Genomic DNA, 13,776 nt, shown 5'->3' with positions numbered 1-13,776 from the left:
AGCTGTCAGCATCACGCGGCCACGGATCGCATCCGGTTCATCACTACCGACCGCACTGACAGCATCCCGCCGAGGTCCTGCCCGCGGATGCCTCGCAGAGCCGCGACGTGAAGGCTGCCGAGCAGACCAGGATCGAGTACGGCGACGCCATCCCGCACATCGAGGCCGCATCGACCGAGAACCGCGTCCTCGGCCAGCCAGAGTCCGTGGAGGTGACCGTCCTGCCCGCCGGCTCCAGCGTCGAGGCAAAGACGGCCGGCGCGGAACTCCGGGGCCTGGGACGGCTCGGTGACGTCACCCACGAGAGCGCGCAGGGCACTCGTAGGGCACGGTCAAGCTCGACGGGACCGCCAGCGAGGCGCCTCGTCGTCAGGCTTGTCCGGGCTCGCGAAATGGAAGGGCACACCGAAGCGTGCGGCCAGGGCGGTGCCGACCAGCAGGGCTTCCTGTGCCTCTGGCCAGGGCGGTACCCGTCCGTTGAAGACTCGGAGGTCCGAGCCGTGCCGGATCACCGCCAGCTCGACCTCGTCCTGTGGGTCGTCCAGGACAGCGACGAGGACCACGACCCAGCCGCCCGTGTCCCCGTCCCACATGGCCTCGATCGCGGCCGGTTGCCCGGGCAGTTCACCGATACGGGCGGCCAGCGTCTCCAGATCCCTCGGCGGCTCGGGCAGCCGGACGACTCGGTCCGCCAGAGCCTCACAGCGAGCCATGACCACACGCCGGCAGTCGTGCAGACCGGGATGCGGTGTCTGGGCTCCCTCACCCAGAACCTGAACCGCTTTCATCGTCAACGCGATCGCCTCCAGCCGACGGTCCCTCACTACGAGACCGTCCACCTGCTCACGCACCGACTCCGGCAACGCTTCCCACCACCATGTATCCACCACGGCATTACAGCCGACCGGGCAGCGCGTACGCCACGAGGGCGCTCTGCGGCCGGGTGGGAAGGTGAGCCGAAGCCGTGCACGGAGTTCGTTTTGTCCCAGGTTCGTCTTCGTCGGAATGGGAACTTGGCTGTGAACCGAGTCAGGACTCCTGGAGGTGTGACGTGGCGGTACGACATCGTCTGATCAAGGTGAGTCCGCAGACCGTGTGGGCCGTCCTCGCCGACGGCAGCCGCTATGCGGAGTGGGTGGTGGGCACGTCGGAGTCCAAGCCGGTGCGGGGGCAGTGGCCGCAGGTGGACTCGGCGATCTGTTACGAAGTCCGGGTAGGCCCGCTGCGGCTCACCAACGAGACAGTTGTCCGGCATTGCGAGGAGGGCTCCGAGCTGGAAATGGAGGCGCAGGCAGGCATCCTGGGCACGGCGCGGATCTCCCTCGAGCTCCGCCCCTGGGGAAAGCACTGCCTGGTCATCGCGGACGAGCACCCGCTGCAGGGAGCGGGCGGACTGCTCCACAACGTCGGAGTAGATGCGCTGATCCAACTACGGCACCGCGCGATGCTGGCCCGGCTCGCCCGGGTCTGCGAGGCGCAGGAACAGGCTGAACAGTTGGAAGGTTTCCGGGGACGCAACAGGCCCGCAGCTCTCGGCGTCCACGGCGGTCGCGCCTGACCGACACTCGTCTCCCCCTTCCACGCCCCGGAAGTCGGAGTCGGCACAGGTGCGGGCCGCGTATCCGAACTCCCGCGCCAGGAAGGGCCGTACGCCCGGCAGCCTCCCCTGAGGCCGCCGGGCGGAGCCGGTTGCATGCCGGTCGCGTGTTCCCTGTCGTGAACGGGCTCCTGCGGGGATCCAAACCGCCCATGTACGGCAGCGCCGCACCTGTGAATGAACGTCCAACCTCTCGACAAACCTGGGGTGACCGGCGGTAACTTCTGGCACGTCCCCACCGCAACCGCTTTCCCTCCCCAGGAGACACTCCCCCATGCGCAGACTCTTCGCCGGCCTCGTGGCCGGCGCCGCCGTTCTCGGCGGGCTCACCGTGGCCGCTCCTCCCGCCTCGGCCGCAGACTCGGGCAGCTTCAGCGTCCTGAGCTACAACGTGGCCGGCCTGCCCGAGGCCATCTCCAGCGCGCCCACACCCCGCGAGTCCAGCACCACGACGATCGGCCAGCGCATAGCGCCGTACGACATCGTCAATGTGCAGGAGGACTTCAACTACCACTCCTACCTCTACGCGGCCGACACCGCGCATGCCTACCGCACCGCCACCAGCGGCGGCGCCGGCATCGGCAGCGGGCTCAACACACTGTCGAAAGTCGCCTACGACGAGGACGACTTCGAGCGGGTCGGCTGGAACTCCTGCACCTACGGGTCGGGTGACTGCCTGACACCCAAGGGCTTCACCTTCATGCGTGAGCGTCTCGCCGAGGGCGTCTACGTCGACTTCTACAACCTGCACACCAACGCCGGCACCAACGACGACGACCTCGTCGCCCGCGCCGACAACCTGAGCCAGCTCTCCGGCTTCATCGCCACCCACTCCGCCGGCAACGCCGTCGTGGTCATGGGTGACACCAACACCCGCTACACCCGCTCCGGCGACACCATCGCCGAGTTCACCGCCGCCAACGGGCTGACCGACGCCTGGGTCCAGCTGATCCGCGGCGGCAGCGCGCCCGCCAAGGGCAGCGACGCCCTGGTCTGCGACCAGACCGGGACCACCGTCCCCAACACCTGCGAGGTCGTCGACAAGATCCTCTACCGCGGCAGCAAACTCGTCTCCCTCAACGCCACGTCCTACAACAACGAACACGCCAAGTTCCTCACCGACGCCGGGCTCATGCTCTCCGACCACGACCCGCTCACCGCCGGTTTCACCTGGTCGCGCAATGCCGCCTTCCAGCTCAGCGACCAGTTCGGCGGCCCGCACGGCGACTACTACAACGACATCGGCAGTGTCACCGCCGGCGCCCGTGCCACCACCATCGCCCTGCGCGCCGGCTCCCGGGTCGACCAGCTGAGCGTGACCCTGGCGAACGGCACCACGCTCGCCCACGGCGGAACGGGCGGCACCGCGTCCTCGCTGACGCTGGGCAGCACCGAGTACGTGACGACGGCGTACCTGTGCCAGGGCGTCAAGGACGACCACACGCGGATCTTCTACGCCAAGTTCACGACCAACCTCGGCCGCACCCTGGCCGGCGGCACCACCACCTCCGACTGCGTCACCCGGACCGCGCCGACCGGCTGGCAGATCGCCGGGTTCCACGGACGCTCGGGCGACGAGGTCGACAAGATCGGCTTCATCTACACCCAGCGCTGAGCGAGCGACGGGCGTGGCCTGTGCGCACAGACTTCACCAATGATGTCCGAGGTGATTGACGCGTGCATGGCCACGCCCTACCTTCTGATCGATTCACCGAACCATGTTCGGTATATCGACCGACGCTTGCCGTCGCAGGTAGTGCCACCCACAAGGTGAGGGCACGCCGACGGGCGACTTCCACGGCTGGCGCCACCACCACAGACCGGCGGTACGCGACCTCCCGCATCGCGTACTGATCAGGAAAGGCTCTCCATGTCGTACCTCCTCGCCGCGCGAGGCTGGGCCGGACGCATCACCGTTCGCGTCCTCGCCCTCGCTCTCGCGCTGGCCGGCCTGACGGCCGTGGCCGACCGCGATTCCTCGGTGTCACCGGCCACCGAGCCGACCGCCGTCAGCACCACCCAGGCCGCCGTCACTCCGCCGTCGATGGGCTGGGCGTCCTGGAACAGCTTCGCCAGCAGCATCGACTTCGACGTCATCAAGCAGCAGACCGATGCCCTGGTCTCCTCCGGCATGGGGGCGGCCGGATACCAGTACGTCAACCTCGACGACGGCTGGTGGCAGGGCGACCGCGCCTCCGACGGCACCATCACCGTCGACGCGGATCTGTGGCCGACCGGCATGAAGGCCGTCGCCGACTACATCCACAGCAAGGGTCTGAAGGCCGGCATCTACAGCGACGCGGGCAAGAACGGCTGCGGCTACTACTACCCCACCACCCGCGCCGCGGCCCCCAACACCGGTATGGAGGGCCACTACCAGCAGGACCTGGAGACCTTCCAGCGCTGGGGCTTCGACTACGTCAAGATCGACTGGTGCGGCGGCAAGGTGGAGGGCCTCGACCCGGAGACGACGTACAAGGCGATCGCCGCCGCCAACGACGCCGCCACCGCCGTCACCGGCCACAAGCTGGTGCTGTCCTTCTGCGAGTGGGGCACCGGACTTCCCTGGAACTGGGCCTCCGGATACGGCGACCTGTGGCGCACCAGCACCGACGTCATCCTGTGGGGCCAGACCGCGACCACGGGCATGATGCTCACCAACTTCGACCGCGGCCTGCAACCGGCCGCCCAGCACACCGGGTACTACAACGATCCCGACATGCTGATGGTCGGCATGAGCGGTCTGAGCGCCGCCCAGAACCGGCTGCACATGGGCCTGTGGGCGATCTCCGGCGCCCCGCTGCTCGCGGGCAACAACCTCGCCACGATGAGCACCGCCACCCGCGACATCCTCACCAACCGCGAGGTCGTCGCCATCGACCAGGACACCCGCGGACTCCAGGGCGTCAAGGTCGCCGAGGACACCCGCAACCTTCAGGTGTACGGCAAGGTCCTCGCCGGTACGGGCAAGCGCGCGGTGCTGCTGCTCAACCGCACGTCCTCCTCGGCGTCGATGACCGTACGCTGGGCGGACCTCGGCCTGACCAGCGCCTCCGCGTCGGTGCGCAATGCCTGGACGGCGACCAACGCCGGTTCCTACGCCACGAGTTACTCCACCACCGTCCCGGCGAACGACGCCGTCCTGCTCACGGTCTCCGGCACCGAAGCGGCCGGGTCGACCTACGAGGACACGACCACGGCCACCACGCCCACCTTCAGTGCCGTCACGACCGGCGCGGCCGGCACCAAGCTGGTGGACATCACCTACGCCAACGGCGGCAGCACCGCCCGCAAGGCCACCGTCCAGGTCAACGGCCAGTACAGCCAGGTCGTCGCCTTCCCGCCGACCGGCTCGGCCACGACCTATCGCACCGTGTCCGTACTGGCACACCTCGCCAAGGGCACCAACACCGTGCGCTTCGCGGCGGTCTCCGGCAGCACCGCGCCCGACATCGACGCGATCCGTGTCCAGGGCATCCCCGGCACCAATGGCGTCGCCCTCGTCAGCGTCGCCTCGAACCGCTGCGCCGGCCTGGAGAGGAACACCATCACCGACGGCTCCCAGGCCATCCTGTGGGACTGCTTCGGCGGGCGGAACGAGACCTTCACGCAGACTTCCCGCGGTGAGCTCGTCGTCTACGGCAACAAGTGCCTGGACGCCGACGGCGCCGGCACCACCAACGGCACGAAGGTCATCATCTGGGACTGCACCGGCGGCACCAACCAGAAGTGGACCGTCCACTCCGACGGCATCGTCACCAACGACCTGTCGGGCCTGTGCCTCGATGCCGACCTGGCGGCGACCACCAACGGCACCAAGCTGCTCCTGTGGACCTGCAACGGCCAGACCAACCAGCAGTGGACCCTCAACTGATCCTCAGCTGACCCGCACCACCACCCCGCCGCCCGTCGCCGAGCCGGTCGTGAACCGGTCCCGGCGACGGGCGGTGTCGTCTGGGGAAGCCATCGTTCGAGGCGTCTGCTCACACCCGGAATCAGCCGGGGGAAGGGCCCGGCCAGACAGCCGAGGCGTCGTCGCGGTCGGGGTCGGGCAGACGGATCGGGCGCACGGGGACAGTGCGCGTACTGACCTCCGACGTGAGCGTCCACGGGGCGGGGTGGCCCGAGTAGCACAGGGTGGTCAGGGCGAAGACGCCGTCGGCGTAGACCTCGACGTATTCGCCGATGGTGAGGATGCGCAGGGTCGCGGCCGGGTCGGTCAGCACCGTCTCGGCGAGCCGGTCCCCGTGTGGGCCGGTGATCCAGAGGTTCTTGCCGTCGCAGCCGACGAGCAGCGCCGGACGGCCGCCGTCCGGGGTGTCGGTGCGCAGGGTGATCTCGACTCGGCCGGTGAGGGCGAGGTCGCCGACCGCGTGCAGTGCGGCCTGTTCGGTCTCCTCGCCGAGCCAGGTGTCCAGGCCGGGCCACCATTCCAGACGGGGTGCCTCGTCCGGGGCGGTGACCAGGAGTTTGGGCTGGGCGAGCATGCCGCGACAGCGTTCACCGGAATCGGTGAGGTTCACGCGTCGGGGCGTGGTGTGCAGCACGACACGGGAGCCGTCAGGGGCGTGGACGACGCGGGGGGCGTAGGAGCCGGTCGGGCCGAGCGGGCCGCGGCGGGTCCACGGGCCCCGCAGGCGTGGCGCGGTCCACGCGTCGAAACCGCGCGTGGCGCCGATGGCGCCCAGCAGGAGCCAACTGCCGTCGTCGAGACGCTCCAGGACGGGGCACTCCAACTCGTCGACGTCACCCGGAGAGATGAGCGGCGGCTGGACGGTCCAGTGCTCCAGGTCGTCGGAGGTGGCCCAGGCGACACATCCGCCGACCTCGACGGGCAGTGAGGCGTCGGCGGCGCAGACCACCATGACCCAGCCCTCGGACTCGTCGTCGCGCACGACGAACGGGTCGCGCCAGCCCATGCGTTCACCGGTGCGGTACCACCGCGCGTCCGCCTCGACGACGGGCCCGGTGCCGTGCCGGCGCCAGCCGGTGCCGTCGGTGCGGTCGGAGTACGCCAGACCGACCGACTGCAACGGCCAGCCACCCGGGGTGAGGCCGAGGACACCGGTGTAGAACATGGCCATTCCGTCGCCGTGCCGCACGGGATGCATGGTCCACACGGCCTGCTGGTCGAAGCGGCCGGGCAGGCCGTTGCCGAACGCGGTGCCCCGGGGCTGCCAGGAGACCAGGTCCGTGGACGTGGCCCGCCCGTAGGAGGTCTCCATCCGCAGATGGTCGAACTCGGCGGTCCAGGGGCCCTGCAGATGCAGTACGGCGTAGGTGCCGTCGTCGTCGCGCAGCAGGGCGAAGTCGTTCACGCAGAGGCCGGGCGGGGCGTATCGCATGCACAGTTCCTGTCGGCTCGCAGCGCTCAAACGCATGCGCTGAGCATTGACCTCGAAGGTCTCGCTTGAGAATCGGCCCCAGTAAAACCGAACGCAAACGCTTGCGCAACAACGAGGGCGGGTTTACGGTCTCGTCACCCGCAGATCACATCGGTGTGAAGCCGAGGGAGGAAGAAGCCGTGACGGTCAGCATTACCGACGTCGCCCGCGTCGCCGGGGTCTCCGCATCCACGGTGTCCCGCGCATTGCGCGGCCGGACAGGAGTCTCCGACGAGGTGCGGGCGCAGATCGCGGCCGTCGCCGCCCAACTCGGCTACACCGCCTCGCGGTCGGCCTCCAGCCTGGCCAGCGGGCGCACGTTCACCATCGGGGTCGTCGCCCCGCACATCGGCCGCTGGTTCTTCGGCACCGTGCTCGACGCGGCCGAGACGGTGTTCAGCGCGGCCGGTTACGACGTACTGCTGTACAACCTGGGTTCACCGGAGGCACGCAAACGCTTCTTCACCAGGCTGCCGGTGCGCAAGCGGGTGGACGCCGTCCTCTCGCTGCTCATCCCCGACCTGGAGGAGGAAGAGGCGCTGCGCTCCCTCGGAGTGCCGCTGGCCACCACCGTCGGCGGCGCCCGGGACGGCTTCACCGTGGTCGGCATCGACGACCACGCCGGTGCCGGCAGCGCCGTACGACACCTGGTCAACCTCGGCCACCGGCGCATCGGCATGATCTCCGGGGAGAGTGAGCCGCTGCACTGGACCACTCCGATCGCCCGCCGTCAGGGATACCTGGACGTGCTGGCCGAGGCCGGTATCGCCCACGACCCGGCGCTGGAGGCGGACGGTGGCTACACCGTCGGGGGCGGCGAACGGGCGATGACCGAGCTGCTCGCCGTCTCCCGACCGCCGACCGCGGTGTTCGCACAGTCCGACGAGATGGCGATGGGTGCGCTGCGCGCCCTGCGCCGGCATCGGCTGAGGGTTCCCGACGACGTGTCGGTGATCGGCTTCGACGACCATGAACTCGCCGAGGTCATCGGTCTGACCACCGTCGCCCAGCCGGTGCCGGCACAGGGCGCGGAGGCCGCCCGGCTGCTGCTGCGACAGCTCGACGAGCCGGATGCCGAACCGGCTCCGGCAGGGCAGGTGCGGATGCCCATCCGCCTGGTGCTGCGCGAGACCACTGCCCCGCCGAGCCCTCGCAGTCCCCTGTGATCCCGGCCGTCCGTCAGGCACCCGCACCGGCCCCCTTCGAACCCCACTCCCACTCCCACTCCCGCTCCCCACACCCACGCACCCGCGCAACCCGCGCAACCCGCAGCGTCGAGTACCCGAACCCTCACCCAGCACGGAGGCAGCGCCCATGAACGCCGGAAGCAGAAGGTTCCGCCGCACGGTCTGTACGAGTCTGGCCCTCGCCCTGCCCTTGGCCGCGCTGGCCGCCTGTGGTGGAGGCGGCGGCAGTGGCGCCTCCGCCGAGGAGGGCAGCGGCAAGGGGACGATCAGCGTCTGGGCCCACCAGGGTCAGGCGAGCGAGGCCGCCGCACTGCAGAGCGCGGTGAAGTCCTTCAACTCCGCGCAGAGCGACATCAAGGCCGAGCTGAAGCTGATCCCCGAGAACGACTACACAAAGACCATCACCGCCACCAGCGCCTCCGAGCTGCCGGACGTGATGGAGTTCGACGGCCCGACGATGGCCAGCTTCGTCTACAACAGCAAGCTCGCCCCGCTCGACGACCACGTCTCCGCGAAGACCCTCGACAACGTCACCGACGCCGTCAAGGCGCAGGGCGAGATCGACGGCAAGCACTACGGCCTGGGCATGTTCGACTCCGGCCTCGGGGTGTGGGGCAACAAGAAGCTGCTCGACGCGGCCGGTGTGAAGTACCCGACCGGCCTGTCCGACGACTGGACCGCCGCCGAGTTCACAGCCGCGCTCAAGGCGCTCAAGGCCAAGGACAGCGACGGCAAGGTTCTCGACATCTCCGAGCAGTACGGTCTGGCCTCCGAGTGGGGCACCTACGGCTTCTCCCCGATCGTGTGGTCGGCCGGCGGTGCCCTGCTGAAGGACGGAAAGGCCGAGGGTGCCCTCGACAGCCCGGCGGTGGTCTCGGCGATGAAGACCTTCCAGTCCTGGAAGACGGACGTCGACGCCAACACCGACGGCAACGCCTTCGCCAAGGGCAGGGTGGCGCTGAGCTGGGTCGGCAACTGGACGTACCCCGCCTACAGCGAGGCCCTCGGCGACGACCTCGTCGTCCTGCCGCTGCCCGACTTCGGCAACGGTCCCAAGACCGGCCAGGGCTCATGGGCCTGGGGCATCGGCGCGGACACCAAGAACGCCAAGGCCGCGGGCGCCTTCATGGACTACCTCCTTGGCGACACCAGCGTCAGTGCGATGACGAAGGCCAACGGCTCGGTACCCGGCACCAAGTCCACGCTCGCCAAGAGTGAGCTGTACAAGCAGGGCGGTCCGCTCCAGCTCTTCGCCGACCAGCTCGCCAAGCCGTGCGGCGACACCGACATCACCAAGTCCTGCGTCGCCGTCACCCGCCCGGTGACCGCCGGATATCCCACGGTCACCGCGAAGTTCTACCAGGCCCTGAACTCGATCTACAGCGGTAAGGACCCGAAGTCGGCGCTGGAGAAGGCCGCCCGCGCCATCGACCAGGACTACTCCGACAACGCCGGCTACAAGATCCCGTAGGAACCGACGCCCGGGGCGGGCACGCGACATGCCGTGTCCGCCCCGTCAGGAAAAGGACCCACACCCGTGAAAACCGTGGAACCCGCGCACACCGCGGCACCGGGCGCGGAGCAGGCCTCCTCCGGGCCGTCCGTGAAGCTCCCGAGGGCGGGGCGCAAGAACCGGGACTGGCTGCACGGACTGCTCATGGCCGCCCCGGCCGTCGGCGGGCTGATCGCGTTCGTCGGCATCCCCTTCTGCTACGCCGTCGTGCTCTCCTTCTACAACGTGCGACTGGGCTCCCCGCTGGAGCCGTCGTTCTTCGGCGTGGAGCACTACCGGCGCCTGTTCACCGACCCCGACCAGTCCGGCCCGTTCCTGCGGGCGCTGCTGAACAACCTGACCTTCGCCGCGGTGGTCGTACCGCTGCAGACGGGCCTCGCCCTCGGCCTCGCGATCCTCCTCAACCGCAAGCTGAAGGCCATCGGCCTCTTCCGGTCCCTGTTCTTCATGCCGGTGGTCTTCCCGATGGCGCTGGTCGCCGTGATCTGGCGCCTGATCCTCGCCCGCAGCGAGCAGGGCATGCTCAACTCCCTGCTGGACATGGTGAGTTTCGGCAACTGGGGTGCTTTCGACTGGCTCGGCGACAGTGCCACCGCGATGGCCTCGATCATCGTGCTGTCGGTGTGGCAGGGCGTCGGTTTCCAGATGGTCATCCTGCTGGCAGGCCTTCAGCAGATCCCGGGTGAGCTGTACGAGGCCGCCGACCTGGACCGTGCGAGTCGCCTGCAGCAGTTCCGGCATGTCACCCTGCCCGGCATCCGCGGCACGCTCGTCTTCGTCGCGCTGCTGACCTCGGTGATGTCCTTCCGGGTCTTCGACCAGGTGTACATCCTCATCCGCGGCGGCGGTCTGGCCGAGGACGCCGCCCGCACGGTCATGTACCAGGCCGTGACCACCGCCTTCGACCAGAACAACGTCGGCCAGGCGTCCGCGATCACCGTCGTGTTCTTCCTGATCGTCCTCGTCCTGACGATCGTCCAGCGCCGTCTCGTCCGGCCCGACAACGAGGACTGACAGACATGGCCATGACCCGTACCCCCGTCCGTCTCGTCCTCGACTACACCGTTCTCAGCGTCCTGGCGTTCGTCTTCGCACTGCCCGCCCTCTACCTGTTCCTGGGCAGCCTCAAGCCGTCCGACGAGGTTCTGAACGGACTGTCAGGCTTCCTGCCCACGCACCTGTCCTTCGACAACTACTCCGCCGTCCTCGACAGCCTCAACTCCGACAGCACCGGCTACTTCTGGCAGTTCATGGGTGTCTCGGTGCTGCTGGCCTTCGTGGTGGTGACGGGCGGTCTGTTCGTCAACTCGATGGCGGCGTACGGCCTTTCCCTGCTGACGGGGCGCGGGCGGCGGGCCCTCTTCACCCTCGTCCTGCTGCTGATGCTGATCCCGTTCGAGTCGGTGGCCGTCCCGCTCTTCTACATGTTCAACGGCCAGCGCAACACGACCTATATCCAGGCGCTGCCGTTCATCGCCAACGCCTTCTCCGTCTACCAGTTCCACACGTTCTTCCGGCAGATCCCGCCGAGCATCGAGGAGGCCGCCAAGCTGGACGGCGCGGGCCCCTGGCGCACCTTCTTCGCGATCATCGTCCCGATGTCGAAGCCGGCGTTCGCCTCGGTCGCGATCCTCACCTTCCTCATCCAGTGGGGCTCCTTCCTGTGGCCGGTCCTGATGGTCTCCGATCCCGCGGTACGCCCACTCCCCTTGGAGATCAGCGTGTTCCAGGGCCAACAGCCCCCCGACTGGGGCCAGATCCTCGCCTTCGGCGTCCTGCTCGTCCTGCCCGTACTGGTGGTCTTCGTCTTCTTCCAGCGCTGGTTCGTCCAAGGCGTGGCCAGCTCCGCGGTCAAGGGCTGAGAGAGCGCTGACGTCTCCCGTCCCGTCCCGTCCCCTCGCCGAGCGACGCGGTATGTGTACGGGTACGGGTACGGGTACGAACCAGGGCGGCTCCACTGTGCCCGAGATGGCGAACCGGGGGATGGGTCGGCCCGCTTTCCATCAGCGCGATCCATCCCCCGGTCGGTCCCGTCAGGCGTAGGGGTCGAACGTGATGTCGCTCGGCTTGGCCTTGTCGAGGTGGCCGGCGAACTTGGAGTCCTGCAGGGGGAAGTTCGCGTCGCCCCAGTCGGAGGCGTTCAGGGTGTCGCGCAGGTTCGACGCCAGGTTGTCCCAGGTGAGCAGGTTCTCCTGGTGCCAGGCGCCGGTGTCGTTCTCCGGAGTCTCGCCCCACTTGGCGAAGCGGAAGGCATGGGTGCTCACGCCGTCCTTGTGGTAGACCGCCTCGACACGCTGACCGCTCATCGGGACGTCGGCGATCGGGTGGGTGCTGAAGCCGCCGTGGGCGGAGGCGGACAGGTAGGACGGCATGTCCGCGCCCTGCTGGACCCAGACGACCATGCACTCCCAGTCGTGCCGGTGCCCGATGCCCGGTGAGGCCTCGTCCTTCTCGAAGTAGCTGGCGTAGACGATCCCGCACCAGCCGTTGTTGCACTTGGCCCGCGAATAGGTGTTGGCAAGGCCGAGGTGACCGTCGCGGCACTCGCCGGTGACCGGGCCGGTCGGCTTGAGACCGCCGTTGAGGTTCCCGGCCGCGTTGATGGCGGCGGCCGGGTAGCAGCTGTCCGTGTCGTAGTCGTACACGGGCTCGAAGTACTTCTGGAAGGTGGTCGCGTTCTCGGGGAGATTCTGCAGAACGCCCGCGGAGGCGGTGAAGGGCAGGGCAACGGTCAGGACGACAGCGCTACCGGCGACGGCGGCGGCTCTGGCGAGACGGAAGGTCCGTCCGCTGCTGACGGCTCGGGGCAAGGGGTGCTCCAGTCTTCGGTCCGTTCATCCCGGACATGACATCCGGGTCGGGATGGAGACTGGCAGGCGGAGCGATCACTGGAAGGGCTTTCTGCCAAACTCACAGCGGCTCTTGACCCAACTGATCGGGACGGGCGACGCGCGGCGTCCGGGCGGGACGGCGCGGCTACGACCCCAGGATGGCCGCGGCGCCGGGAGTGGCCGACACCAACAGCGAGGCGGAAGCAGTCACCGGCAGCGACCTCGTCCTCAGCGTCAACAGCGCCTCGCACGCAGAGCACGCCCTCCGGGCAGGCCTGGCCGGCATGTCTCCCGGCACCCTCTGGGCCGACCTCAACACCGCGTCCCCCGCACTGAAGCGACACCTCGGCGAGATCGCGGGGGTCACCGGTATCGCCTTCGCCGACGTGTCCTTGATGGCAACCGTGCCCGGCAGGGGGCTTCGAACGCCCCTGCTCGTCTCCGGCGTGGGGGCCGGCCGCTACGCCGCGATGCTCCGCTCACTCCGCGCCGACGTGGACGTGCTCGACGGGCCGGCCGGTCTGGCAGCCGAGCGCAAGCTGCTACGCAGCGTGTTCTACAAGGGCCTGGCAGCGGCTGCCGTCGAGGCTCTCGACGCGGCGCGGGCCGCGGGCTGCGAGGAATGGCTGCGGCAGATCATCGCTGAGGAGCTGACCTGTGCGGATTCCACCACCCTGGACCGACTGGTCCGGGGCAGCCACCGGCACGCCGTACGCCGGACCGCTGAAATGCAGGCCGCGGCCGACATGCTCGGCGACCTCGATGTGCCCCCGCTGATCGCCACGGCCAGCAGAGACCTGCTGCATCGGCTGACTCGCGAGAGGAAGGCGGGGAGCAACGTGTCGCGCCATGACACGAACGGGCCGAGAGCCCTTCCGACACGGCGGTCCCGGCGTCAAGGGGGCACCCCCTACGGGCAGCCGGCCTCCCGTGCCGTCACCGAAAGGGATGAGCGGCGCTCCGTGGCGGACCAGAGACATCCACGGCTTCCTCGGCGGCGACCACACCGACCCGGCATACCGGGGTCGCCGGTCCGGTGCCTCCCGCAGGACCTCCTCAGCCCGGTCATTCGGCTGCGCGACGACCGCGGCCCGAGCCACCCCGCTTTCACTCGATCGCAATCGAACCGGTTCGATGAACCTAACACTGAGAGAACAGGCCGACAATCCCCTCGACACAGGCCTCCCGGACCTCCGACGGTCGGCGCCTCCAGCACGGCCCGGACGTCCCGTCCGCCGAAGCCACCAGCGACCGGCCGGTGAAC

12 protein-coding genes are annotated in these 13,776 nt (G+C 69.0%); 8 read left to right on the top strand and 4 right to left on the bottom strand.

All coding sequences use genetic code 11. The features are described from left to right. Nucleotides 1–11: 11 nt before the first annotated feature. Together G3I56_RS45040 and G3I56_RS15070 are read right to left on the bottom strand one after the other, a co-directional pair. On the bottom strand, nt 12–302 hold the full coding sequence (locus tag G3I56_RS45040) for a hypothetical protein (protein WP_164409486.1): 291 nt from the start codon (nt 300–302) through the stop codon (nt 12–14). A gap of 30 nt (nt 303–332) precedes the next feature. Then, complete coding sequence (locus tag G3I56_RS15070) at nt 333–713, bottom strand: hypothetical protein (protein WP_239134904.1); 381 nt, start codon at nt 711–713, stop codon at nt 333–335. A 338-nt stretch (nt 714–1,051) separates the two neighbouring features. Between G3I56_RS15070 and G3I56_RS15065 the strand changes: the two genes are divergently transcribed. The 3 genes from G3I56_RS15065 to G3I56_RS15055 all read left to right on the top strand — a co-directional run bounded on the left by G3I56_RS15065 (nt 1,052) and on the right by G3I56_RS15055 (nt 5,471). Beyond that, nucleotides 1,052–1,558 (top strand): SRPBCC family protein, encoded by a 507-nt coding sequence (locus G3I56_RS15065; protein WP_164409485.1) that lies wholly within the window; start codon nt 1,052–1,054, stop codon nt 1,556–1,558. A 313-nt stretch (nt 1,559–1,871) separates the two neighbouring features. After that, nucleotides 1,872–3,212, top strand: a complete 1,341-nt coding sequence (locus tag G3I56_RS15060) for a jacalin-like lectin (protein WP_164409484.1) — start codon at nt 1,872–1,874, stop codon at nt 3,210–3,212. Nucleotides 3,213–3,467: 255 nt separating this feature from the next. Continuing rightward, a complete protein-coding gene (locus G3I56_RS15055; RefSeq protein WP_164409483.1) occupies nt 3,468–5,471 on the top strand; it encodes a ricin-type beta-trefoil lectin domain protein in 2,004 nt (667 codons plus the stop codon). Between the two features lie 121 nt (nt 5,472–5,592). Here G3I56_RS15055 and G3I56_RS15050 read toward each other — a convergent pair whose 3' ends face one another. Then, nucleotides 5,593–6,942 (bottom strand): mucin-1, encoded by a 1,350-nt coding sequence (locus G3I56_RS15050; RefSeq protein ID WP_164409482.1) that lies wholly within the window; start codon nt 6,940–6,942, stop codon nt 5,593–5,595. Nucleotides 6,943–7,121: 179 nt separating this feature from the next. On the opposite strand from G3I56_RS15050, the gene G3I56_RS15045 reads away from it, so the two are divergent. From G3I56_RS15045 to G3I56_RS15030, 4 genes are all read left to right on the top strand, one after another. Then, nucleotides 7,122–8,147 carry a LacI family DNA-binding transcriptional regulator gene (locus G3I56_RS15045; RefSeq protein WP_164409481.1) on the top strand — a complete coding sequence of 342 codons (1,026 nt, stop codon included), beginning with the start codon at nt 7,122–7,124 and terminating at the stop codon, nt 8,145–8,147. A 148-nt stretch (nt 8,148–8,295) separates the two neighbouring features. Next, nucleotides 8,296–9,639 (top strand): sugar ABC transporter substrate-binding protein, encoded by a 1,344-nt coding sequence (locus tag G3I56_RS15040; RefSeq protein WP_164409480.1) that lies wholly within the window; start codon nt 8,296–8,298, stop codon nt 9,637–9,639. 66 nt (nt 9,640–9,705) lie between these two features. Then, complete coding sequence (locus G3I56_RS15035) at nt 9,706–10,695, top strand: sugar ABC transporter permease (RefSeq protein ID WP_343239946.1); 990 nt, start codon at nt 9,706–9,708, stop codon at nt 10,693–10,695. A 5-nt stretch (nt 10,696–10,700) separates the two neighbouring features. Then, a complete protein-coding gene (locus G3I56_RS15030; RefSeq protein ID WP_164409479.1) occupies nt 10,701–11,543 on the top strand; it encodes a carbohydrate ABC transporter permease in 843 nt (280 codons plus the stop codon). Between the two features lie 171 nt (nt 11,544–11,714). Here the strand turns inward: G3I56_RS15030 and G3I56_RS15025 are convergent, their stop codons facing one another. Then, entirely contained in the window at nt 11,715–12,491 is a 777-nt protein-coding gene (locus G3I56_RS15025; RefSeq protein WP_164409478.1) for an NPP1 family protein, read from the bottom strand. A 179-nt stretch (nt 12,492–12,670) separates the two neighbouring features. On the opposite strand from G3I56_RS15025, the gene G3I56_RS15020 reads away from it, so the two are divergent. Beyond that, the gene (locus G3I56_RS15020; RefSeq protein WP_164409477.1) at nt 12,671–13,774 is read left to right on the top strand and encodes an NAD(P)-dependent oxidoreductase; all 1,104 of its coding nucleotides are present in this window, start codon (nt 12,671–12,673) and stop codon (nt 13,772–13,774) included. Nucleotides 13,775–13,776 lie beyond the last annotated feature (2 nt).

Source organism: Streptomyces sp. SID12488, from assembly GCF_010548275.1.
Taxonomy (GTDB): Bacteria; Actinomycetota; Actinomycetes; order Streptomycetales; family Streptomycetaceae; genus Streptomyces.
This window is presented reverse-complemented; position numbering and strand designations above follow the sequence as displayed.

Bases quoted from the DNA above. Each gene is read 5' to 3' on its own strand.
- G3I56_RS15070 (WP_239134904.1), bottom strand. From the start codon at position 713: ATGGCTCGCTGTGAGGCTCTGGCGGACCGAGTCGTCCGGCTGCCCGAG.
- G3I56_RS15060 (WP_164409484.1), top strand. From the start codon at position 1,872: ATGCGCAGACTCTTCGCCGGCCTCGTGGCCGGCGCCGCCGTTCTCGGC.
- G3I56_RS15055 (WP_164409483.1), top strand. From the start codon at position 3,468: ATGTCGTACCTCCTCGCCGCGCGAGGCTGGGCCGGACGCATCACCGTT.
- G3I56_RS15050 (WP_164409482.1), bottom strand. From the start codon at position 6,942: ATGCGATACGCCCCGCCCGGCCTCTGCGTGAACGACTTCGCCCTGCTG.
- G3I56_RS15040 (WP_164409480.1), top strand. From the start codon at position 8,296: ATGAACGCCGGAAGCAGAAGGTTCCGCCGCACGGTCTGTACGAGTCTG.
- G3I56_RS15030 (WP_164409479.1), top strand. From the start codon at position 10,701: ATGGCCATGACCCGTACCCCCGTCCGTCTCGTCCTCGACTACACCGTT.
- G3I56_RS15020 (WP_164409477.1), top strand. From the start codon at position 12,671: ATGGCCGCGGCGCCGGGAGTGGCCGACACCAACAGCGAGGCGGAAGCA.